Annotated in this window: 15 protein-coding genes and 1 pseudogene; 7 read left to right on the top strand and 9 right to left on the bottom strand. The window is 73.3% G+C overall.

The window, feature by feature from the left end:
• Window positions 1-142 precede the first annotated feature (142 nt).
• Together IF61_RS0122570 and IF61_RS0122565 are read left to right on the top strand one after the other, a co-directional pair.
• Complete coding sequence (locus tag IF61_RS0122570) at window positions 143-1,486, top strand: MFS transporter (protein WP_030368324.1); 1,344 nt, start codon at window positions 143-145, stop codon at window positions 1,484-1,486.
• A gap of 360 nt (window positions 1,487-1,846) precedes the next feature.
• Window positions 1,847-2,764, top strand: coding sequence for a hypothetical protein (locus tag IF61_RS0122565; protein ID WP_030368323.1), 918 nt, complete (start codon window positions 1,847-1,849; stop codon window positions 2,762-2,764).
• Window positions 2,765-2,834: 70 nt separating this feature from the next.
• Here IF61_RS0122565 and IF61_RS0122560 read toward each other — a convergent pair whose 3' ends face one another.
• From IF61_RS0122560 to IF61_RS0122550, 3 genes are all read right to left on the bottom strand, one after another.
• Entirely contained in the window at window positions 2,835-3,503 is a 669-nt protein-coding gene (locus IF61_RS0122560) for a flavin reductase family protein (protein ID WP_397945818.1), read from the bottom strand.
• Between the two features lie 72 nt (window positions 3,504-3,575).
• The gene (locus IF61_RS0122555; protein ID WP_052392938.1) at window positions 3,576-4,466 is read right to left on the bottom strand and encodes an enoyl-CoA hydratase/isomerase family protein; all 891 of its coding nucleotides are present in this window, start codon (window positions 4,464-4,466) and stop codon (window positions 3,576-3,578) included.
• Between the two features lie 37 nt (window positions 4,467-4,503).
• The gene (locus IF61_RS0122550; protein WP_030368320.1) at window positions 4,504-6,729 is read right to left on the bottom strand and encodes an acetate--CoA ligase family protein; all 2,226 of its coding nucleotides are present in this window, start codon (window positions 6,727-6,729) and stop codon (window positions 4,504-4,506) included.
• Between the two features lie 159 nt (window positions 6,730-6,888).
• On the opposite strand from IF61_RS0122550, the gene IF61_RS0122545 reads away from it, so the two are divergent.
• Window positions 6,889-7,413, top strand: coding sequence for a Zn-ribbon domain-containing OB-fold protein (locus tag IF61_RS0122545; protein WP_078660413.1), 525 nt, complete (start codon window positions 6,889-6,891; stop codon window positions 7,411-7,413).
• Here the strand turns inward: IF61_RS0122545 and IF61_RS0122540 are convergent.
• Together IF61_RS0122540 and IF61_RS0122535 are read right to left on the bottom strand one after the other, a co-directional pair.
• Window positions 7,356-8,051 carry a pyridoxine/pyridoxamine 5'-phosphate oxidase gene (locus tag IF61_RS0122540; protein ID WP_030368318.1) on the bottom strand — a complete coding sequence of 232 codons (696 nt, stop codon included), beginning with the start codon at window positions 8,049-8,051 and terminating at the stop codon, window positions 7,356-7,358. The genes IF61_RS0122545 and IF61_RS0122540 overlap by 58 nt on opposite strands.
• 47 nt (window positions 8,052-8,098) lie before the next feature.
• Window positions 8,099-9,289, bottom strand: a complete 1,191-nt coding sequence (locus tag IF61_RS0122535) for a thiolase C-terminal domain-containing protein (RefSeq protein ID WP_030368317.1) — start codon at window positions 9,287-9,289, stop codon at window positions 8,099-8,101.
• A gap of 88 nt (window positions 9,290-9,377) precedes the next feature.
• On the opposite strand from IF61_RS0122535, the gene IF61_RS0122530 reads away from it, so the two are divergent.
• The gene (locus tag IF61_RS0122530; RefSeq protein WP_030368316.1) at window positions 9,378-10,646 is read left to right on the top strand and encodes an acyl-CoA dehydrogenase family protein; all 1,269 of its coding nucleotides are present in this window, start codon (window positions 9,378-9,380) and stop codon (window positions 10,644-10,646) included.
• Window positions 10,647-10,675: 29 nt separating this feature from the next.
• Window positions 10,676-11,140, top strand: a complete 465-nt coding sequence (locus IF61_RS0122525) for a nitroreductase family deazaflavin-dependent oxidoreductase (protein WP_030368315.1) — start codon at window positions 10,676-10,678, stop codon at window positions 11,138-11,140.
• 161 nt (window positions 11,141-11,301) lie between these two features.
• On the opposite strand, the gene IF61_RS0122520 is transcribed toward IF61_RS0122525, so the two are convergent.
• Window positions 11,302-11,949 (bottom strand): TetR family transcriptional regulator, encoded by a 648-nt coding sequence (locus IF61_RS0122520; RefSeq protein ID WP_030368314.1) that lies wholly within the window; start codon window positions 11,947-11,949, stop codon window positions 11,302-11,304.
• A 489-nt stretch (window positions 11,950-12,438) separates the two neighbouring features.
• Here IF61_RS0122520 and afsK point away from each other — a divergent pair, with 489 nt between their 5' ends.
• Window positions 12,439-14,958: a protein serine/threonine kinase AfsK gene (afsK, locus tag IF61_RS0122515; protein ID WP_030368313.1), complete on the top strand. Its 2,520-nt coding sequence runs from the start codon at window positions 12,439-12,441 to the stop codon at window positions 14,956-14,958.
• A gap of 168 nt (window positions 14,959-15,126) precedes the next feature.
• Here afsK and IF61_RS0122510 read toward each other — a convergent pair.
• The 3 genes and pseudogenes from IF61_RS0122510 to IF61_RS0122500 all read right to left on the bottom strand — a co-directional run.
• Window positions 15,127-15,804, bottom strand: a pseudogene (locus IF61_RS0122510) (enoyl-CoA hydratase/isomerase family protein); the annotation flags it as partial.
• A gap of 165 nt (window positions 15,805-15,969) precedes the next feature.
• The gene (locus tag IF61_RS0122505; protein ID WP_107043100.1) at window positions 15,970-16,437 is read right to left on the bottom strand and encodes a Zn-ribbon domain-containing OB-fold protein; all 468 of its coding nucleotides are present in this window, start codon (window positions 16,435-16,437) and stop codon (window positions 15,970-15,972) included.
• A 4-nt stretch (window positions 16,438-16,441) separates the two neighbouring features.
• The gene (locus tag IF61_RS0122500) at window positions 16,442-17,638 is read right to left on the bottom strand and encodes a lipid-transfer protein (protein ID WP_052392937.1); all 1,197 of its coding nucleotides are present in this window, start codon (window positions 17,636-17,638) and stop codon (window positions 16,442-16,444) included.
• Between the two features lie 276 nt (window positions 17,639-17,914).
• On the opposite strand from IF61_RS0122500, the gene IF61_RS0122495 reads away from it, so the two are divergent.
• Complete coding sequence (locus IF61_RS0122495) at window positions 17,915-19,597, top strand: AMP-binding protein (protein WP_030368309.1); 1,683 nt, start codon at window positions 17,915-17,917, stop codon at window positions 19,595-19,597.
• The last annotated feature ends 40 nt before the right edge of the window (window positions 19,598-19,637 follow it).

The following is a 19,637-nucleotide window of genomic DNA, read 5'->3' as shown; positions in this document are numbered from 1 at the left end:
CTGCCACTGACAAGCCCGCCCGGACCACGGGGCCCGCCGGGACCCGGGTACCTGTCGGCAGACAACCCGCGTGGCCCGATCCTTGCGGATGCTGTCCCTTCGGCCACTCGTCCGGTGGGAAGCCGCTCCCGATGCTGAGGGCGTGACCCAGACAACCGGACGTCCCACCCACCCGGAGAGCACCTCCGCAGGCCCCGGCCCCGCCGTCACGGGCCCCGGGCGGCGCCGCATCCACCGCGCGTGGTCGGTGGCCGCCGTCACCTTCGTGACGATCATCGGTGCGGCGGGGTTCGCCTCGTTGCCCGGCCTGCTGATCGAGCCGCTCCACGGGGAGTTCGGCTGGTCGCGCGGCACGATCGGGTTCGCCGTCTCCGTCAACCTCGCCCTGTACGGGCTCACGGCGCCGTTCGCCGCCGCCCTGATGGACCGCTTCGGCATCCGCAAGGTCGTCGCCTGTGCCCTGACCGTGATCGCGGCAGGAGCCGGGCTGACGGTCTTCATGACAGCCGCCTGGCAGCTCGTGCTGTGCTGGGGCGTGCTCGTCGGGCTCGGCAGCGGCTCGATGGCCCTGGCCTTCGCGGCGACCGTGACCAACCGGTGGTTCAGCGCCCGCCGCGGTCTCGTCACCGGCATCCTTACGGCGGCCGGAGCCTCCGGGCAGCTGGTCTTCCTCCCCCTGCTCTCCTGGATCGTCGAACACCACGACTGGCGACCGGCCGCCGTGACGGTGTCCGTCGCCGCCCTCGTCGTCGTCCCGTTCGTGTGGCTGCTGCTGCGCGACCACCCTGCGGACGTGGGCCTCGCCCCCTACGGCAGCGACACCCCCGTACCGAAGCCGGCCCCCATGCCCGGTGCCGCGCGGCGTGCGGTCAGGGCACTGCTCGACGCCGTCCGCACCGGCCCCTTCTGGCTCCTCGCGGGGACCTTCGCGATCTGCGGCGCGACCACGAACGGCCTGGTGAAGACCCACTTCGTGCCGGCCGCGCACGATCACGGCATGCCGATGACGGCGGCCGCGGGCCTGCTCGCCGTGATCGGCGTCCTCGACGTCGTCGGGACCATCGCCTCCGGCTGGTTCACCGACCGGTTCGAGGCGCGCAGGCTGCTCGCCGTCTACTACGGACTGCGCGGCATCTCCCTGATGTTCCTGCCGATGCTGCTGGCGCCCTCCGTGCACCCTCCGATGGTCTTCTTCATCGTCTTCTACGGGCTCGACTGGGTCGCCACCGTGCCGCCCACCATCGCCCTGTGCCGCGAGCACTACGGCGAGGACAGTGCGATCGTCTTCGGCTGGGTGCTCGCCTCCCACCAGGTCGGTGCCGCTGTGGTGGCGTTCCTCGGCGGGCTGGCCCGTGACGCCTTCGGTTCGTACGACGTCGTCTGGTACGCCTCGGGCGCGCTGTGCGCCGTGGCGGCGCTCATGGCCCTGGTCATCCGCAGGCGCCCACGGGCAGCGGCCGGGCTGCCGGCCGCAGCGGAGGTGTGATCCCGGCTGCGATCGGCACCGGAGGTCTTGCGCCGCCCTGCGCCCGGATGTGTTGTTTGTTCATGCCACGCCCTGATGCTTCCGGCACCCGGGTCCGGCCCGTCTGCATCAGGGCAAGTCGGAGCAAGGCGGATCATTCGGCCGGCGAAAGCAACCTCTCAGCCGCTGGGGGAATCCTTCTTGGAGAGAGGGGCAGCGATGACACAGCAGGCTGGGCCGGGCGCGGTACCGAAAGCGGCGCCGGCCGACGCGAAGGCGGAGTCCGGGGACGGGGCCGAAGCCGTGTCCCGGACCGGGGCGGGGACAGGGTCCGGCTCCGGCTCTGGATCCGAGGAGACGCCTCGGGCGCAGGGGCATGTGATGCACCCGGACGGCTTCGGCGCGGCGTTCTGCGCGTCGATGGCCGGGCTGTGCGCGGAGGTCGCGGTCGCGGGGACCCTCGGCGTCCTCGTGATGCTCTCGCGTGAGCACGAAGGCCTGCCCCACGGCCTCATGATGATCGCCGCCGTCGTGTTCGTCGTCGCTCTGCTCAGTGTCCTCGTCAGCGGCTTCGTCACGGCTGTGGCCGTCATGCCGGCCCTGGCGCTCGCCCGGCGCGTCACTCGGCGCCCCGGGCGCCGCGAGGGCCCGCTGTGGAACGCAGCTGCGGTGCCCGTCGTGTCGGCCGTTGCGGTGGCCGTGTTCGGCGGGGTGTCGGCGCTCGGCAGCCTCTCTCCCGCGTCCCCCGTGAAGTACCTCCTGTGGTGGGCTTCCCTCACGGCTGCCCTGCTGCCCGCCACCCTGATCGCCGGAGCCGCCGGCCGACGCGTACGCGAGGGGCGGGCCACGCGCATGGCGCGGAGGGTGTCGCGCGACGGAGCCCTCGCCTGGCTCGCCGTCGGTGCGGTGGGCGCTGCGGTCTACGGCACCGGCCTGGTCAGCGTCTACCAGCCGCCCCGGTTCGACACAGAGCAGCTGGCGGGCACCTGGACCGACGGCCGCGGCGGGACGGTCAGGCTGGCCGAGGACGGCGCGGCGGTGGCCGACGGGCTCGACAACTACGTGTGGGACGGCACCGGCAAGGACAGGCCGACGGACTGCGACGGCGCGGGCACATGGAAGCCGGTCAAGGGCGGCGGGAAGATCGAGGGCATGTCCCTGCGCATCGGCTCGTGCGAGCTCAAGCGCAACTGGAGCGTCAGCGGCACCGCCAAGGAGCCGCGGCTGTACCACGAGATCGGCAAGCCGGGCTCGGGCAAGCGGTACGTACTGACGAAGATCGTCAAGCACAAGAAGTAGCGAGGGAGCCAAGAAGCGGCGAGTAAGCCAAGAAGTGGCGAGGACGTAAGGAGCGGGCAGGAGGCGGGCGTCACGCGTCGAAGGCGGTGAACCTCCCGAACGTGCTCCTGTGAAAGATCAGCGGCCCGTTCTCGTCCGTGCTCTCGTCCCCGTCTCCTCCCTCGTCCTCCTCCGCGCCCAGGGCCTCGACGCGCCCCACGACGATGAGATGGTCCCCGCCGGTGTGCACGGCGTGGATCTCACAGTCGACCCATGCGGGCACGCCCGCGAGCAGGGGTGAGCCCGTCACGGGCGCAGGGCTGTGCCGCACGCCCGCGAACTTGTCGGCAGCCTCTGCGCCGCTGACCGCGAAGGCCCGGCAGAGTGCGCCCTGCCCGGCGCCCAGGATGTTGACGCAGAAGACTCCGGCACGTGCGATGCGCGGCCATGTCGTCGACGTACGGCCCACCATGAAGACCACGAGCGGCGGGTCGAGGGAGAGCGAGGCGAAGGACTGGCACGCGAAGCCGGCGGGGGGCTCGCCGCCGGCTCCGGGTGCGGTGATCACGGTGACGCCGCTGGCGAACCGGCCGAGGACGCGGCGCAGTTCCCGCGGCGCGGGCGGAGGCTGTTCGTCCGCTCGGACGGCCCGCAGTGCCGGGCGGGGCATCGGGTCGGGCGGCCGCGTCTCGGGTGCCGGTGGGCCGGCGGGCCGCAGATAGCGGACGGCGAGGGCGGCCATGCCTGCGTGTCCCATCATGGACCCATTGAAGTTGATGGAGCGTCAGCTTTGAAGGGTTTCGTGCGACGCCGCGCGAGGGCCTTCGGCGTTCTAGTGTCCGCGGTAGACGGGGCTGCGGTGTTCGAGGAAGCTGTTGACGCCCTCCTGCGCGTCCTCCGTCGTCATGTTGATCTCCTGGGCGGCGGCCTCGGCCGCGAACGCCGCCGTACGGTCACTGTCCAGCGAGGCGTTGACCAGTTGCTTGGTGAGGGCGAGTGCCCGCGTCGGGCCGGTGGCCAGGCGCTCGGCCCACGAGCTGGCCGTCGCGGCCAGCCCCGCCCCGGCCACGACACGGTTGACCAGCCCCATCCGCTCCGCCTCGGCGGCGGTGAGGGCGTCACCGAAGAACATCAGCTCCTTCGCCCGCTGCGGCCCCACCAGCCGCGGCAGGAGGTACGCGCCGCCGCCGTCGGGAACCAGGCCGCGGCGGACGAACACCTCCACGAAGGTGGCGGATTCGGCGGCCAGGACGAGATCGCAGGCCAGCGCGAGGTGGGCGCCCAGGCCGGCGGCGGTGCCGTTCACGGCGGCGATCACGGGTTTCTCGCAGTCCAGCACCGCGGCGATCAGCCGCTGCGCGCCCCGGCGGATCGTACGGGCCACGTCGCCGGGCAGCCGGCCCGAGGCGACGGAGGCTGCTGATACTCCAGGGACGGCCGGGTCCATTGCGCTCGAAGGGGTGGCACGCAGGTCAGCCCCGGCGCAGAACGCGGCGCCCGTGGCGGTGATGACGACGGCTCTGACGGACGGGTCGGCGGAGGCCCGGAGCAACTCGGAAATCAGGCATTCGCGCTGCTCAGGGGCGATGGCATTCATGACTTCGGGCCGGTTCAGCGTGATCCACGAGACCCCGTTGTCAGTGGTGTGGAGTATCACTGAGTCATCGGGACCGCTGTGTTCGAGCGGGTTGTCCCGCGGTTTGTCACGGGGGGAGAGGGACATGGGGGTTCTCCTGCTTCTACGCGCTGCCGCGCGCTGTTCAGTGGCAGAAGGCGAGCGCGTCCAGGGCCACGGCGCCCTGACCGCGCTCCAGCACCACCAGAGGGTTGATGTCGAGCTCGGCAAGTGCCCCGCCCAGCTCCAGGGACATGCGCTGGACGCGCAGGACGGTCTCCACGAGCGCGTCCACGTCGGCCGGGGGCGCCCCCCGGACGCCGTTGAGCAGGGCACGCCCGCGCAGTTCTCCGAGCATCGCGCGTGCGTGGTCCTCTCCGAAAGGCGGCACGGCGACGGTCGTGTCGTGCAGGACCTCCACCAGCGCCCCGCCCAGGCCGACGGTCACCGTCGGGCCGAACAGGCTGTCGGGGGAGATGCCGACGACCATCTCCACCCCGCGCCCCACGAGCTGGCAGACGAGGATGCCGTCCAGCGGCAGCCCCTCGTAGCGGGCGATGTCGGTGAGCTCGCGGTAGGCGTCGCGGACCTGGCTGGCCGAGGTCAGGCCGATCTTGACCAGGCCCAGTTCGGTCTTGTGGGCGAGCTGCGGGCCCGACGCCTTCATCACCACGGGATAGCCCACGAGCCCGGCGGCCCGCACGGCGGCGGCCGCGCTGGTCACCAGCTGCTCGCGCGGTACGCGTATGCCGTACGCGCGCAGCAGCTGCTTGGCCGCGTGCTCGCTGAGCTGTTCGCCCGGGCGCATGAGCTCCTGCGCCTTGCGGGCCGAGGGGGACGGGGTGCGGGGCGCGGTGTCGAAGGGGGAGTGGTACGCGTCGGTGAAGCGGTGGTGGGCGAGGTAGGCGCTTACGGCGGTGATGCAGTTGGAGAAGGTGCGGAAGGTGGCCACGCGCGAGGAACCGAGCAGGGTGGTGCGATAGGCGTCCTCGGTGCCGACCGGGGAGCCCCAGACGACGCAGACCAGCTTGTCCGTCCGCTCCGCCGCGGCGACGAGGTCCCGGACGAGCCGGTCGCTCATGGGAGGGAAGGGGCCGGGGACAGGGCAGATGAGGACGCCCACGGAGGGGTCGTCCAGCAGTGCGTCGATGATCTTGCGTCCGCGCTCGTCGCCGACGGGGTGGCCGCCGCAGTCGACGGGGTTGGCGACGCTCAGGTACTCCGGTATCCACTGGTGGAGCTCGTCCTGCTTCGCGGCGGAGAGGGCCGGGAGCGCGAGGCCGGCGGCCGTGGCCAGGTCGGCGAAGTGGGCGCCGGTGCCGCCCGAGATCGAATAGACGGCGACGCCGGGGGCCTTGGGCGGCCGGGCGCGGGCGAGCAGGGCCGCGGTGTCCTGCAGCTCGTCCAGGCTGTCGACGCGGATCACGCCGAACTGCCGCATGGCGGCGTCCACCACGTCGTCCGCGCCCGTCAGCTTGCCGGTGTGGGAGGCGGCGGTGCGGGCGCCGGCTTCGGTGCGGCCGACCTTGACGGCGACGACGGGCACCTTGTGCCGGGCGGCCCGGTCCGCGGCGAGCAGGAACGAGCGGCCGTCCTTGAGCCCTTCCACATACGCGGCGATCGCTCCGACCTCGGGCCGGGCGGCGAAGTAGGAGATGAAGTCCGCGCACTCCAGGTCGGCTTCGTTGCCGGTCGGTGCCCAGTGGGAGAGCCGGATGCCGAGCTCCTGGAGGGCGAAGACCGGGCGGCCCTGGTGGCCTGACTGGGTGATCAGCGCGATGGCGGGGCCGTCGAGGTCCTCGCGGAAGTGCTCGAAGGCGTTGAGGTTGGTGTTCGGTCCGAGGAGGCGGACGCCGGAGCGCCGGGCGGCGTCCGCGAGGACGGCCTGGGCGGCGGCGCCCGCCGGTCCGGTCTCGGCGAATCCGCCCGCGAAGGCCACGGCGAAGGCGGCCTTGGCGCCGTCGAGCTCCTCCAGGACGGGGAGCGGGTCGCCCACGAGGAGGACGGCGAGATCGACGCGTTCGGGCAGGTCGCGGACGGAGGGGTGGCAGGGGAGGCCGAAGACGGAGGTACGGGTGGGGTGTACGGGGTGCAAGCGTGCGCCGACGCGTTCGGACCAGGCGAGGAGCTGCCGTGTGATGCCGGTGTTGGGGCGGCCCTCGGCGTCCGAGGCGCCGACGACCGCGACGGTCTCGGGGCGGAAGAGCCGGTCCAGGTCGGGGATATCCGAGCGCAGCGGCCTGCCGCTGACGTCGACGTCCTCGGCGCCGTCGGCCTGGCCGTGGACGGCGGGGCCAGGACGCTCGCCGCAGGCCACCACGCGGGCCGGTCGGGAGGTGGTGGTGAGGGTGCCGTGAGTCGATCCAAGCATCGTGTCTCGTCCACTCCTGCTAAATGGCCGACAAGCTGACGTATAGTCAGGCTACAGATCTGACGTTCTGTCAGGAATGGCGCTGCGGGCAAACAAACGGAGGGCCGGGGCAGGGCTGATGCCCGGAAAGGGGCCCGGAAATGCAAGGGGGTTGAGGCATTGCATGCGAATCGGCCGCCTGCGCCGACCGTGCCGCGATTCGACGTTCCGGAAGCCGACGCCTTCACCCGTCCCTACTGGGAGGCGGCGGGCCGGGGCCGGCTGCTCGTGCGCCGGTGCCGCGCGGCCGGCTGCGGGCAGGCGCACCACTATCCCCGGGAGTTCTGCCCGCGCTGCTGGAGCGAGGACGTCGTCTGGGAGGCGGCGAGCGGCCGTGCCGTGCTCTACACCTGGTCAGTGGTCCATGTGAACGACCTGCCGCCCTTCGGCGGACGGCTGCCCTACACGGCGGCCGTGGTGGACCTCGCCGAAGGCCCGCGGATGATGACCGAAATAGTCGGCTGCGAGGAGGGCGAACTGCGCATCGGTATGCCGCTCACCGTCACCTTCCGGATACTGGAAGGGGCGCTGCCGGCAGGGCGGCCACCCCTTTCCGTGCCGGTCTTCACACTCGTCCCGGCCCCCGCTCAGGGCCAGAGCAGCTCGGTGGCCCAGCCGCTCTCCGCGGACGGGCTGCGGCGGTAGTTCAGGCGCACGTGGCGGCGCCGGGCGTCACCCTGGAAGAACTCGACCTCCTGCGCCTGCAGGACGTAGAGCGTCCAGCTGCCGACCGGAGCGTCCGGCTCGCGGCTGGCCCGCTCCCAGGCCGCGTCCGAAGCCCGCTCCAGCTCCTCGTACGAGGAGAGCACCTCGCTCTGCCTGCCCACGAGCGCTGCCGCCAGCGCGCCCGTGGACCGCTTCGCCAGGTCCGCCCGGCTTTCCTCGGCGCCCGCGGCCGTCACCGTGCCCTGGACGCGGACCTGACGGCCGACCGCCGGCCAGTAGAAGCCCAGCGCCGCCTCCGGCCGTGCGGCCAGCTCGCGGCCCTTGCGGCTCGTGCGGTGGGTGGCGAAGTGCCAGCCGTGTTCGTCGGCGTCGTGGAGCATCAGGGTCCGCACGGAGGGGCGGCCGGTGGCGTCCGCGGTGGCGAGCGTCATCGTGTGCGGCTCCGGGGACCCGGCGGCGGCCGCCTCGGACAGCCACTGCTGGAAGAGGGGCAGCGGGTCGGCGGGGGCGGTGGCGGGGTCGAAGTGCGGCAGCTCCGTGTCCCACACGGGGAGGGAGCGCAGGAGGGTGCGGAAGTCCTGCTGACGGGTGTCGTCCGATGCGTCGGCGTCGCTCATGGGGCCATCCAACCGGGTGAGGTGAGGGGCCCGCGCGACGGGCGCGCTCAGTCGCGCGCCAGGATCAGTGTCCCAGCGGAGCAGAACCAGCCGCCCGTGCCCGAGGCCACGGCGACTCTCGGGAGCTCTCCGTCCCGCCTGCGGACCTGGCGGCCCGCCTCGGCCTCGCCCCGTAGCTGCCGTACGGCCTCGACCAGGAGGAACAGGCCCCGCATCCCGGGGTGGCAGGCGGAGAGGCCGCCGCCGTCGGTGTTGACCGGCAGCCCGCCGCCGACGGTGAGCCTGCCGTGCTCCACGAAGGCGCCGCCCTCGCCCTTGGCGCAGAAGCCGAGGTCCTCCAGGGTCACCAGCGTCATATAGGTGAACGCGTCGTACAGCTCGGCCACGTCCACCTCAGCGGGGGTGACCCCCGCGCGCTCGAAGGCCAGGCGTCCTGAGCGCGCGGCGGGGGAGACGGTGAAGTCCTCCCACTCCGACATCGACGTGTGGGACACGGCCGTACCGGCGCCCAGCACCCACACCGGCGGGCGGGCGGCGTCCGCGGTGTAGTCCTCGCCCGCGAGCAGGACGGCGCACCCGCCGTCGGACCGGATGCAGCACTGGAGCTTGGTGAACGGGTCGGCGATCACCGGGCCGTCCAGGACGTCGTCGATGGTGATCGGGTCGCGGTACATGGCGTGCGGATTATGAAAGGCGTTGGCGCGGGTTTGAACGGCGATGTCGGCAAACTGTTGAAGGGTGGTGCCGTACTCGTGCATGTGGCGGCGTGCGGCCATGGCGTACTTGGCGATGAGCGTGTGCCCGTACGGCGCCTCGAACTGCAGCGGGCCGCGCGTGCCCAGGGAGAGTCCGGCGGTGCGGCGGCCCGCTTTGAGGTCGGCGCGGGCGGTGGAGCCGTAGACCAGAAGGACGACGTTCGCGTGGCCTGCGGCGATGGCGTCGGCGGCGTGGGCCGCCATGACCTCCCAGGTCGCGCCGCCGACCGAGGTCGAGTCGGCCCATGCGGGACGCAGCCCCAGGTGGTCGGCGATCTCCATGGGGGCCAGGGTGCCCAGCCCGGCGGAGGCGAGGCCGTCGACGGAGGCCTTGGCGAGCCCGGAGTCGGCGAGGGCGCGCCGGGCCGCCTGCGCGTGCAGGTCGTAGGGCGTGGCGGAGTCGACCCGCCCGCAGTCCGAGAGCGCGACGCCGACGACGGCGACCCTGCGGGTGCGGCGGACAGCCGTGCGGACAGCAGCCATGAACTGACGCTACATCAGATAAGGGCTGGGAAAGTCGGGTTGCCGGACTTAAGATGACGGCCCGTCAGATCCCGGGAGGGTGTTGTCCATGGACGCCGCGTTCACCCAGGAGCAGGGCGAGATCCGGCGCACCCTGCGCGAGCTGCTGCTCAAGCGCTGCGGGCCGGAGGAGCTCCGGGCCGCCGTCCGCACCCGGGCCGGCCACGACGCGACGCTGTGGCGGCAGCTGGCCGAACAGCTGGGGCTGCCCGGGCTGGCCGTCGAGCGGCACTACGGAGGCGTGGGCTGCGGCCCCACGGAGCTCGCACTCGCCTGCGAGGAGACGGGCCGGGCGCTGCTGCCGTCCCCGCTGTTCGCCACGGCGGGTCTCGTGGCCCCTCTGATCGCCGCGCTGGGCACGCGCGCCCAGCGCACCGAACTGCTGCCCCGTATCGCCTCCGGCGAGCTGACAGGGGCCCTCGCGCTGCCCTGCGCCTCGCTCCCCGCGGCGCTCGGCCTCACCGGGCCCCCGGACGGCGCGTGGGCCGGGGGCAGCAGGACCGGCGGCATACAGGCGCGGCAGGCGGGGGAGGGGCAGGGCTGGCGGCTGTACGGGGAGGCCGCGCAGGTCCTCGACGGGCACAGCGCGGGGCTGCTGCTGGTGGCTGCGCGGGCGGGCGGGTACGTGCGCGGCCGCACGCTGCTGTTTGTCCTGCGGCCCGGCGTGGCCCGAGGGGTGCGCCGTACGCGCCTGACCGCCCTGGATGAGACGCGGCCGCAGGCCTGTGTCGAGTTACGGGACGCGGAGGCCGACCTTCTCGGCGGCGCGGACGGCGGGGTGCCGGAGGCGCTGGCCCGGCTGGGCACGAGCGTCGCGGCGATGCTGGCCGCGGAGGCCGTTGGCGCGGCGGACCGGGCGCTGGAGCGAACAATCGAACACGTGCGGACGCGTGAGCAGTTCGGGCGGCCGATCGGGTCCTTCCAGGCCGTCAAGCACCGTCTGGCCGACCTGTACGTGTCCGTGCAGGCCGCGCGTTCTGCCGCCTACTACGCGGCATGGGCGGCTGGGGAGGCGGCGCCCGCCGCGCCGGGCGACGGCTCGGGCGGCTCGCGCGCCTCGGGCGGATCCGGCGGGGACGCGGGAGACGCAGGGGTCGCCCTCGCGCAGGCCCTGGAGACGTTGCAGTCGGTGGCCGCGGAGGCCGTCCAGCTTCATGGAGGTATCGGGGTGACGTGGGAGCACGACGTCCAGCTGTACTTCAAACGGGCTGCTTCGGACGGCCTGCTCTTCGGGCCCCCGGACCGGCTGCGGGCCCGGGCCGCGGATCTCGCAGGCCTGTTTGCCGGGCGGACGGACCGGGAAGCGGTGGCCCCGTGAAGGCCGCCGCGGCGGAGCGCGTGGAGCGCATGGTGCAGCGGGTCTCGTCGACCCGCACGTTCGCGAGGATCGCGCCGCACTGCGTCCCGGCCCTGGACCGCGCGGTGCACCGGCTGACGGGCGGCAGGACGCTGCTCAGCAATCGCCTGCTGCCCGGCCTGGTGCTCACGTCGACGGGTGCCCGTACCGGACTGCCGCGGCGCACGCCGCTCGCCTGCATGCCGGAGGGCCCGAGGGGCGCGCCGGTCGCATGGGTGCTCGTGGGGAGCAACTTCGGGCGCCCGGGTCACCCTGCGTGGTCGGCGAACCTGCTGGCGCACCCGGAGGCGGAGATCAGCTGGAAGGGGAGTGACGTGCCGGTGCGGGCGAGGCTGCTGCGCGGCGCCGAGCGGGAGGCCGCGTGGGCGGGCGTGGTGGCGTTCTGGCCGCCGTACGCGCGCTACCAGGCGCGCGTGGAACGGGAGATCCGGCTGTTCCGGCTGGAGCGGCGGTGACCGGCCGGTAGCCGGTGAAAATGACGTAGCCGTTGAAAATCACGGCGGCGGGCCCCCTCCGGGCCCGGCCGGTGGGGGCCCGCCGCTGCGATGACAGGACGTGCAGGGGTACGGACGCGCAGACGTACGAGGTGCCGGAGTGCGCTGGAAGCCGCCGGACGCTACTTCGTCGGCTTCTTGCCCGTGATGCCCAGGTGGACGAGGAGGGCCAGGTTCGGCTTGAGCTCGGCCTGCTTGACGCCCCAGCTCTGGAAGCCCTTCTGGTGCGAGGCCACCGCGGCGAGCATGGCGACGAGCGACCCGGCGATCGCCGCGGGGTTCACGTCCTTGTCCAGCTTGCCCTTGGACTGGAGCTCCTTGACGGAGTCCGTGAGGGAGCTGGTGACGGCGTTGAGGATCTTCATGCGGATCTTGTAGAACCGCTTGTCGCCCTCGGCCGCCCCGAGGTCGACCACCCGGAGGATGGCGTCGTGCTTGCGCCAGAACCCGAGGAAGCCGTCCACGAGCTCCTCGGCGGCCTGCCAGCCGGACTTGCCGACCCAGGACCGCCCGGCGACGAGCCCGGTCAGGCCCGCGCCCTCCTTCGCCATCTCCTCGGCGATCTCGAGGACGGCGCCCTCGACGTCCGGGAAGTACTGGTAGAAGGTCGCGGGCGAGGTGCCGGCCTTGCGGGCGACGTCGATGACCTTGACGTCGCGGTAGGGAGAGGAGCTGAGCATTTCGCTGAGGCAGTCGAGCAGCTTCTGCCGCGTCGCCTGGCCGCGCCGACCGGCCACGCGGCCGTCGACGGTGCGTACTTGTCCTGTCATGCCGTCAGCTTACCGAGGGGTGATCGGAGCGCGATCCGGCCGCATGCAAATGGGGGCAGGGGTCTGAAGTGGGGTGTAAGGCCAGCTCAGAGGGGTTGCGGGGGACTCTTGGAAGATCGCCGGGGATTGGCCCGTACCGGTGAATCCTCTTATCAACAGCCTGTGGACAATGCTCACCGGAGACCCTTCGCACGGTTGTCCACAGGCCCGCCGGAAGACCCCCTCCGCCCGCTACGGTGGCAGTCGTGACACACCCCGCGGGGCATGGCGGAAGTTCCCGGGGACGGCGGCGGGTCACGCACGGGAAGCGGGGGTAGGAGGCGCGGGACGAGTCGTTCCGCATGTGGTGGAGAGAAGGTGAAGCGCGACCCGGTTTCGCCACCGCGTCGTTCGCCAGGAAGAATCAGCATGCGTACCCCGGGATAATTCGCGGTGAGACGCTGCACGGGGCTGAAACCCTTCAAGCCCCGACGGGGAGGTGGCAGGTCAGTGGTGGAGCAGCTTACGCAGCACGACCCGAGACGGATCGGCCCGTTCGAGGTGCTCGGCCGACTCGGTGCCGGTGGCATGGGGCTGGTCTATCTCGCCCGCTCGGCGTCCGGCCGGCGGGTGGCGATCAAGACGGTGCGCACGGAGCTCGCCGAGGATCAGCTCTTCAGGGTGCGCTTCACCCGCGAGGTGGAGGCGGCCCGCGCGGTCAGCGGCTTCTACACCGCGGCCGTCGTCGACGCCGACCCGCGCGCCGCCGTGCCGTGGCTCGCCACCGCGTACGTGCCCGCGCCCTCCCTCGAGGAGATCGTCAACGAGTGCGGGCCCCTGCCCGCCCAGGCCGTGCGCTGGCTCGCGGCCGGCATCGCCGAGGCCCTGCAGTCCATCCACGGCGCCGGCCTCGTCCACCGCGACCTGAAGCCGTCGAACGTGCTGGTCGTGGAGGACGGCCCGCGCGTCATCGACTTCGGCATCGCCTCCGGCGTCTCCAACACCCGGCTGACGATGACCAACGTCGCCGTCGGCACGCCCGCCTACATGTCGCCCGAGCAGGCGCGGGACTCCCGCAGCGTCACCGGCTCCAGCGACATCTTCTCCCTCGGCTCCACCCTCGTCTTCGCGGCCACCGGCCACGCCCCCTTCCACGGCGCGAACCCCGTGGAGACCGTCTTCATGCTGCTCCGCGAGGGCCCCGACCTGAGCGGCCTGCCCGACGAGCTGCGGCCCCTGATCGACTCGTGCATGCAGATGGCCGCCGAGCACCGGCCCAGCCCCGCCGATCTGCAGGCCGAGCTGGCCCCGCACCTCTTCGCCTCAGGCGGGGGCGACGACAGCGGCACGGCCTCCGCCTGGCTGCCGGACAACGCCGTCTCGCTCATCGAGCAGCGCCGTGCCGGGCAGCGGCCCGCGGCGGCCGCCACGGGCCGCGCCGGAGGCCGTGGCCGGGCCGCCGCCCCACCGCGCCCCGCGCAGCAGCCCACCCCCGCGCCCCCCTACGACCCGTCGGGCCCTGGTGCCCACAGCGGTCCCGCCTGGGGCGACGGGCGCGGCACGGGCCGCTCCCCGATGCCCGTCGGCCACGACCCGCGCGGCGGCCTGAGCGCCCCTCTCGACTCCCGCGCCGGCGCCGGTACGGCTCCGCTCGCCCCTCCGGCCCGCTATCCGGCGCCGCCCGCGCACGGCGCGTCCGTCCGGCTGGCGGGCTCGCAGGTCCCCATCGGCCCGGGTCCCCGGGTCGCCGACGGCCGGGACTCGCACTCCTCGGGGGGCACCGGTCCGGCGACCGGCTGGGTGCGCCCGCCGGCAGGAGTGCCCGCTCCCGCCCCCGCCGTCCCCGCCCAGGCGACGGGTCCCGCGGCCGACGCGGCCACCAACGCGCCCGGTGACCAGGGGCGTTGGCGGCCCTGGCGGTTCCGCATGTCCAACGACGTCTGGGGCACGCCCACGGTCGCCGGCGAGCTGCTGTACGTCACGTCGTTCGAGGTGCACGCCCTCGACGTGGCCACCGGGCGGCGCCAGTTCAAGACCCGCGACGTGGCCTGGGCGATGGCAGTCACCGACGGTCGCATCCACGCTTCCGACGGCCCCACGCTCTACGCCCTGGACGCGACCGACGGCGCCGAGCGCTGGCGCCTCGCCACCGACGGCTGGGTCTACTCCCTGCGGGCCGACCGCGGCACCGTCGTCACGGGCACCCGCGGCGGCGGCGTCCAGGCATGGGAGGCCGCCAATGGCGAGCTGCTGTGGGAGATGGGCGGCGCCCAGACCGACTTCGAGACGCCGGACTGCGGGCCACTCGTCCACGACGGCGTGGTCTACGTCTGGGCCGACGCCCGGCTGCGGGCCCTGGAAGCCCGTACCGGCGCCGAGCGCTGGTCGTACCCGGTGGGCGACACCGCCTCCTGCGGCGGCGTGCCCGTACGGCTCCTGGCCGGTCCCGACGGTGTCGTGTACGTCGCCGCGGGCACGCGCGTGCTGGCCATTGACGTGGCGCGCGGCGACGTGCGCTGGCGCTTCGAGGCGCCCGCCGTGTTCCTCAGCCCGCCGGCCTTCGCCCCCGGCCCCGCCGTCACCGGAGGCGGCGTCTACATCGCCGACTACCTGGGCACCGTCTACGCCCTGGACGCCGCCACGGGCCGCGACCGCTGGCGCATCGCCACCGAGGCCCGGCAGTCCACGGAGCCGGTGCTGGTGACGGCGGGCTCTGTCCACCTGGGCAGTGGCGGCGCGCTCTACACGCTCGACGCGGTCACCGGCACGCCGAAGTGGCGGTTCGCCGCCGGCGGCGACGTGGTGGGCTCCCCGGTCATCGCCGACGGCCGCATCCACTTCGGCTCCGCCGACCACTGTCTCTACACGGTGGACGCGGCGGGCGGCCAGCTGCGGTGGAAGCTCGCCACGGGCGGGGAGATCACCGGCTCGCCGGTTGCGGCGGGCGGCGTGGTGTACGCGTGCAGCAAGGACCGCTGCGTGTACGCCCTGGATGCGGCCAAGGGCACGGGGATGGCGTCGCGCCGCTGACGGTACGCGGCGCGGAATTGCGGGGATGCGGTCGCGGCAGCCGGCCCCGCGGCGCCGCGGAATGCGGTTGACCGGCTGCAGGTCGTGCGTCACTGGTCGCGCAGTTCCCCGCGGCCCCCAGGGCGGGATGCAGCCCGCTCGGCGCTGCGAGTGCCCGGCAGGGCCTTCTCAGCGCAGCCGGTGCCCCCGCTCCCTGGAGGCGAACAGCCGTGCCTGCTCCTCCGCGGGCAGGTTCCCCAGGGAGATCAGGTGCGGCGCGAGGGAGAGGGCTCGTTCCCGCGTCGCCTCCTTCGCCGCCCACAGCGCCCGCACCGTGCCCTGGACCGCCTCCGTCGGGCACGCCGCGATGACGGCGGCCGCACGCAGGGCCGCGGCGACGGCCTCCCCGGGCGCGGTCAGCTCGGAGACGAGGCCGATCTCGTACGCGCGCCGCGCGGAGAGCCGCTCCGCGGTGCCCATCAGGGCCAGGCGGGCGGCCTCGCCGAAGGGCATGCGCTGCGCCATGTGGATCGTCTCGTACGCGCTGACCATGCCGTACGTCGTGTGCGGGTCGAAGAAGGTGGCGTTCTCGGCGGCCACGATGAACTCCGCCTCGCCGAGCAGGTAGAACGCCCCTCCGCACGCCATTCCGCCGACCGCTGCGACGACCGGCTTCCACAGGTCGGCCGACTTGGGGCCGACGGTGCGCAAGGGGTCGTCCAGCGAGTAGGGCGAGCCCGGCTGGGGGACGACGGCGGAACGGTCGATGCCGGTGCAGAAGGCCCGGTCGCCGGCGCCGGTCAGCACGACGGCTCGGACAGTGTCGTCGAAGCGGAACCGGCGCCATAGGACAGAGAGTTCGGCGGCGGCCGCTGCCGCTGCCGCTGCCGCTGCCGCTGCCGCTGCCGCTGCCGCTGCCGCTGCCGCTGCCGCTGCCGCTGCCGCTGCCGCTCGCAGCCGCCTCCGGCTGCGTCCCGGGACTGTGGTCGCTCGCAGCTGCCTCCGTACGGCGGGTGTCTCGTTCGTTGCCGCTCATGACGTCGCCCCCAGCAGCCATCGCGGCACGGTGAAGCCGCCGGGGAGCCGGGCGAAGGTGACGCGCACGGGAGCGCCGATGTAGAGCTGCTCGGGGTCCACGGAGTCGATGTCCGCGCCCGGCGCCGCCACGAGGTTGCCGACGAGGCGGATGCGCGGGGCCTCGGCCAGCTCCACGACCACGACGTTGTAAGGGGACCGCGCGGCGTAGGCGGGCAGGAGCGGCGGGTGGGGCAGAACGTACGACCAGATCCGGCCGCGGCCGCTCATCCGCTGCCACTCGTTGTCGAAGGACTGGCAGCGAGGACAGCACGGGCGCGGCGGGAACCGCAGCTCGCGGCAGAGGCCGCAGGCCTGGACGCGGAGTTCGCCGCGGGCCGCGAACTCCCAGAAGGGCGCGCCGTCCTCGTCGGGCTCCGGCAGCAGCGGCCCATTGTCAGTGGTGCCCCTCATCATGGAGGACATGAGCTCAACTCCTCAGCAGGAGAGCCGATGTGGGGACGCCCTCGCCCGCCGTGACCAGGCAGGTCGAGGCGCCGGGCACCTGCGCGGTGGAGGTGCCGCGCAGTTGCCGGACGCCTTCGGTGATGAGGTTGAAGCCGTGCACGTAGGCCTCGCTGAGCCCGCCGCCGCCGGTGTTCAGCGGGAGCCGGCCGCCGCGTTCGAGGGCGCCGTCCTCGGTGAAGGCCGCGCCCTCGCCGCGCCCGCAGAAGCCGTAGCCCTCCAGGGAGAGCGGGATGAGGGGGGTGAAGGCGTCGTAGATCTGGGCGACGTCGATGTCGGCGGGGCCGAAGTCGGCCGTCTTCCACAGCTGCCGGGCGGCGGTCCAGGAGGGGCCGGTGAGCGGGTCGCCGTTCCAGTAGTTGACCATGCCGTGGTGCTGGGCGGGCAGGCCCTGCGCGGCGGAGTGCACGTAGACGGGGGAGCGGCGGCAGTCGCGGGCCCGGTCGGCGGAGACGAGGACGCAGGCCAGGGCGCCGTCCGTCTCCAGGCAGTTGTCGTAGAGGCAGAGCGGTTCGCTGATCCATCGCGAGGTCATGTAGGTCTCGCGGGTGAGCGGGCGCCCGTGCATGACGGCGGCCGGGTTCCGGGCGGCGTGGCGGCGGCAGGCGCGGGCGACGTTGAAGAAGTGGTCGCGGGTGGCCCCGTACTCGTGCATGTAGCGGCGGGCCAGCATGGCGATCTCGTCGACCGGGCGGATCAGCCCGTACGGGCGGCTCCACTGCGCGGGGGTGGGGAGCTGCGTCCGGGTGTTGCGCCAGGGGCGGGGGCCGGAGCCGCGCTTGCGGGAGCGCCAGGCGACGCCTACGGACGCCTGCCCGGTGGCGATCGCCGTGGCCAGGTGGGCGACGGTCGCGCAGGAGGCGCCGCCGCCGAAGCCGGTCCTGGCGAAGAAGGTCACGTCGCCCGCGCCGATGGACTTGGCGATCTCGACCTCGTCGGTCTCTTCCATGGTGTAGGAGGCGAAGGCGTCGACCTGGGAAGGGGGGATGCCCGCGTCGTCGAGCGCGGCGAGGATCGCACGGCAGGCCAGGGACTTCTCCGAGTCTTCGAGCCGGCGGGCGAAGGGGGTCTGACCTATGCCGACGATCGCGGTGGCGTCCTTGAGCGCCGGTGAGCCCCTGCGTGCCGGGGGAGGTGCGGGTGTCGTGCTTCTCGTCGCCATCGTCGCCTCCGCGCTCCGGTCGATCCCCTTGCCGCCTCCGGCGCCGGCCCTGCCGCTGTTGCCGCCACCGCTGCTGTCGGCACTGCTGCGGCCGTCGTTGCTGCTGTCGCTCTCAGCACCGTCGTTGCTGCCGCTCTTGTCGCCCCTGCTGCTCCTGCTGCGCTTGCTGCTCCTGCCGCTGCTACCGCTGCTTCCCCAGCTGACAGCGCGGAAGGGTATCGCTAATCTGACGAACAGTCAGCATTGGGCCGGCCGGGGTGGCGGGGAGGGCACGCGATGCGCGGAGACCTGGAGTTCATGTCCATACCCCGGCTGGTCCGCACGGCTGCCGCGCGCCACGGCGACCGCGAGGCCGTGGTCGAGGGCCGGACCAGGATCGGATACGAGCAGCTCGCCGCCCGCATCGAGCGGGCCGCCGCCGGGTGCCTGGCGGCGGGCGTCGAGGCCGGTGACCGCGTGGCCGTCTGGGCGCCGAATACGCTCGACTGGATCGTCTCCGCCCTGGGGGCCGTCACGGCCGGCGCGGTCCTCGTTCCGGTCAACACCCGGCTCAAGGGCGCCGAGGCCGCCCATGTGCTCGGGCGCACCCGGGCGAAGCTGCTCTTCGTCACCGGCACCTTCCTGGGCACGTCCTACGTCGCTGCACTGCGGCGGGCCGCGGGCGGCGCACCCACGGCATACGGCCGCGGCCGGGACCGCCGGCGGAGCCGTACGGAGGCGGGGGAGGGGACGGAGATCCCCCTGTCCGGGCTGCCGCACCTGGAGCAGGTCGTCGTGCTGGCCGAGGACGCGCCGTCGGCCCCGGGCTTCCGGACGTGGAAGGAGTTCATCGCCGCGGGGGACGCGGTGCCGGCCCGGGTCGTACGGGTGCGGGCGGACGCCGTCAGCCCCGACGCCCCCTCGGACATCATCTTCACCTCCGGCACCACGGGCGAGCCCAAGGGCGTGGTCGTCACCCACGCGCAGACCCTGCGTACCTTCGGTGTCTGGTGCGATCTCGCGGGGCTGCGGAGAGGAGACCGCTATCTGATCGTCAATCCGTTCTCGCACACCTTCGGCTACAAGGCCGGGGTGCTCGCCTGCCTCATGCGCGGTGCGGTGATGGTGCCGCAGGCCGTCTTCGCGGTGGACACGGTGCTGGCCGGCATTGCGGCGGAGCGCATCACCGTGCTGCCCGGCCCGCCCACGCTCCACCAGGCGCTGCTCGACCACCCGGCCCGGCCGGCGTGCGCGCTGTCGTCGCTGCGGCTGGTGGTGACGGGAGCGGCGGCCGTGGATCCGCGGCTGGTCGAGCGACTGCGGGCGGAGGCCGGCATTCCCACGGTGCTGACGGCCTACGGGATGAGCGAGGCCACCGGTGTCGTCACCATGTGCCGGCGCAACGACCCCGCCGAGGTCGTCTCGGGCACCGCGGGCCGGGCGCTGCCGGACACCGAGGTCAAGGTGGTCGGGGCCGGGGGGAAGACGCTGCCGCCGGGCAGCCCGGGGGAGATCCTCGTGCGCGGCTACCAGGTCATGGCCGGCTACTTCGAGGATCCGCGGGCCACGGAGGAGGCGGTCGACGTGGATGGCTGGCTGCACACCGGCGACATCGGAGTGCTGGACGACGAGGGCAATCTGCGGATCACCGACCGGGTCAGGGACATGTTCGTGGTCGGGGGCTTCAACGTGTACCCCGCGGAGGTGGAGCGGCTGCTCGCCCGGCATCCCGGCATAGCCGAGGCCGCCGTCGTGGGCGTGCCGGACCAGCGGTTGGGCGAGGTCGGCATGGCCTACGTGGTGCGCAGGGACGACGGTCCCGTCCCTTCCGCGGACGAGCTGATCGCCTGGGCACGGCGCGAGATGGCCGCGTACAAGGTGCCGCGCGAGGTGGAGTTCGTCCCGGGGCTCCCGCGGAACGCCTCCGGCAAGGTGGTCAAGGGCGGGCTGCGGCCGCCCGGCGGAACGAAGGCCCGGTGAGACAGATGAGACCGATGAGACCGATGAGGGGAACAGCGGC

This window comes from Streptomyces roseoverticillatus (assembly GCF_000719265.1).
Lineage (GTDB): Bacteria > Actinomycetota > Actinomycetes > Streptomycetales > Streptomycetaceae > Streptomyces > Streptomyces roseoverticillatus.
The sequence above is the reverse complement of the archived record's forward strand: the minus strand, read 5'-3'. Positions and strand labels throughout refer to the sequence as shown.

Coding starts and splice junctions, on each gene's coding strand:
- IF61_RS0122565 (WP_030368323.1), top strand. CDS start 1,847: ATGCACCCGGACGGCTTCGGCGCGGCGTTCTGCGCGTCGATGGCCGGG.
- IF61_RS0122560 (WP_397945818.1), bottom strand. CDS start 3,503: ATGATGGGACACGCAGGCATGGCCGCCCTCGCCGTCCGCTATCTGCGG.
- IF61_RS0122555 (WP_052392938.1), bottom strand. CDS start 4,466: ATGTCCCTCTCCCCCCGTGACAAACCGCGGGACAACCCGCTCGAACAC.
- IF61_RS0122550 (WP_030368320.1), bottom strand. CDS start 6,729: ATGCTTGGATCGACTCACGGCACCCTCACCACCACCTCCCGACCGGCC.
- IF61_RS0122540 (WP_030368318.1), bottom strand. CDS start 8,051: ATGAGCGACGCCGACGCATCGGACGACACCCGTCAGCAGGACTTCCGC.
- IF61_RS0122535 (WP_030368317.1), bottom strand. CDS start 9,289: ATGGCTGCTGTCCGCACGGCTGTCCGCCGCACCCGCAGGGTCGCCGTC.
- IF61_RS0122530 (WP_030368316.1), top strand. CDS start 9,378: ATGGACGCCGCGTTCACCCAGGAGCAGGGCGAGATCCGGCGCACCCTG.
- IF61_RS0122525 (WP_030368315.1), top strand. CDS start 10,676: ATGGTGCAGCGGGTCTCGTCGACCCGCACGTTCGCGAGGATCGCGCCG.
- IF61_RS0122520 (WP_030368314.1), bottom strand. CDS start 11,949: ATGACAGGACAAGTACGCACCGTCGACGGCCGCGTGGCCGGTCGGCGC.
- IF61_RS0122505 (WP_107043100.1), bottom strand. CDS start 16,437: ATGTCCTCCATGATGAGGGGCACCACTGACAATGGGCCGCTGCTGCCG.
- IF61_RS0122500 (WP_052392937.1), bottom strand. CDS start 17,638: ATGGCGACGAGAAGCACGACACCCGCACCTCCCCCGGCACGCAGGGGC.
- IF61_RS0122495 (WP_030368309.1), top strand. CDS start 17,915: ATGCGCGGAGACCTGGAGTTCATGTCCATACCCCGGCTGGTCCGCACG.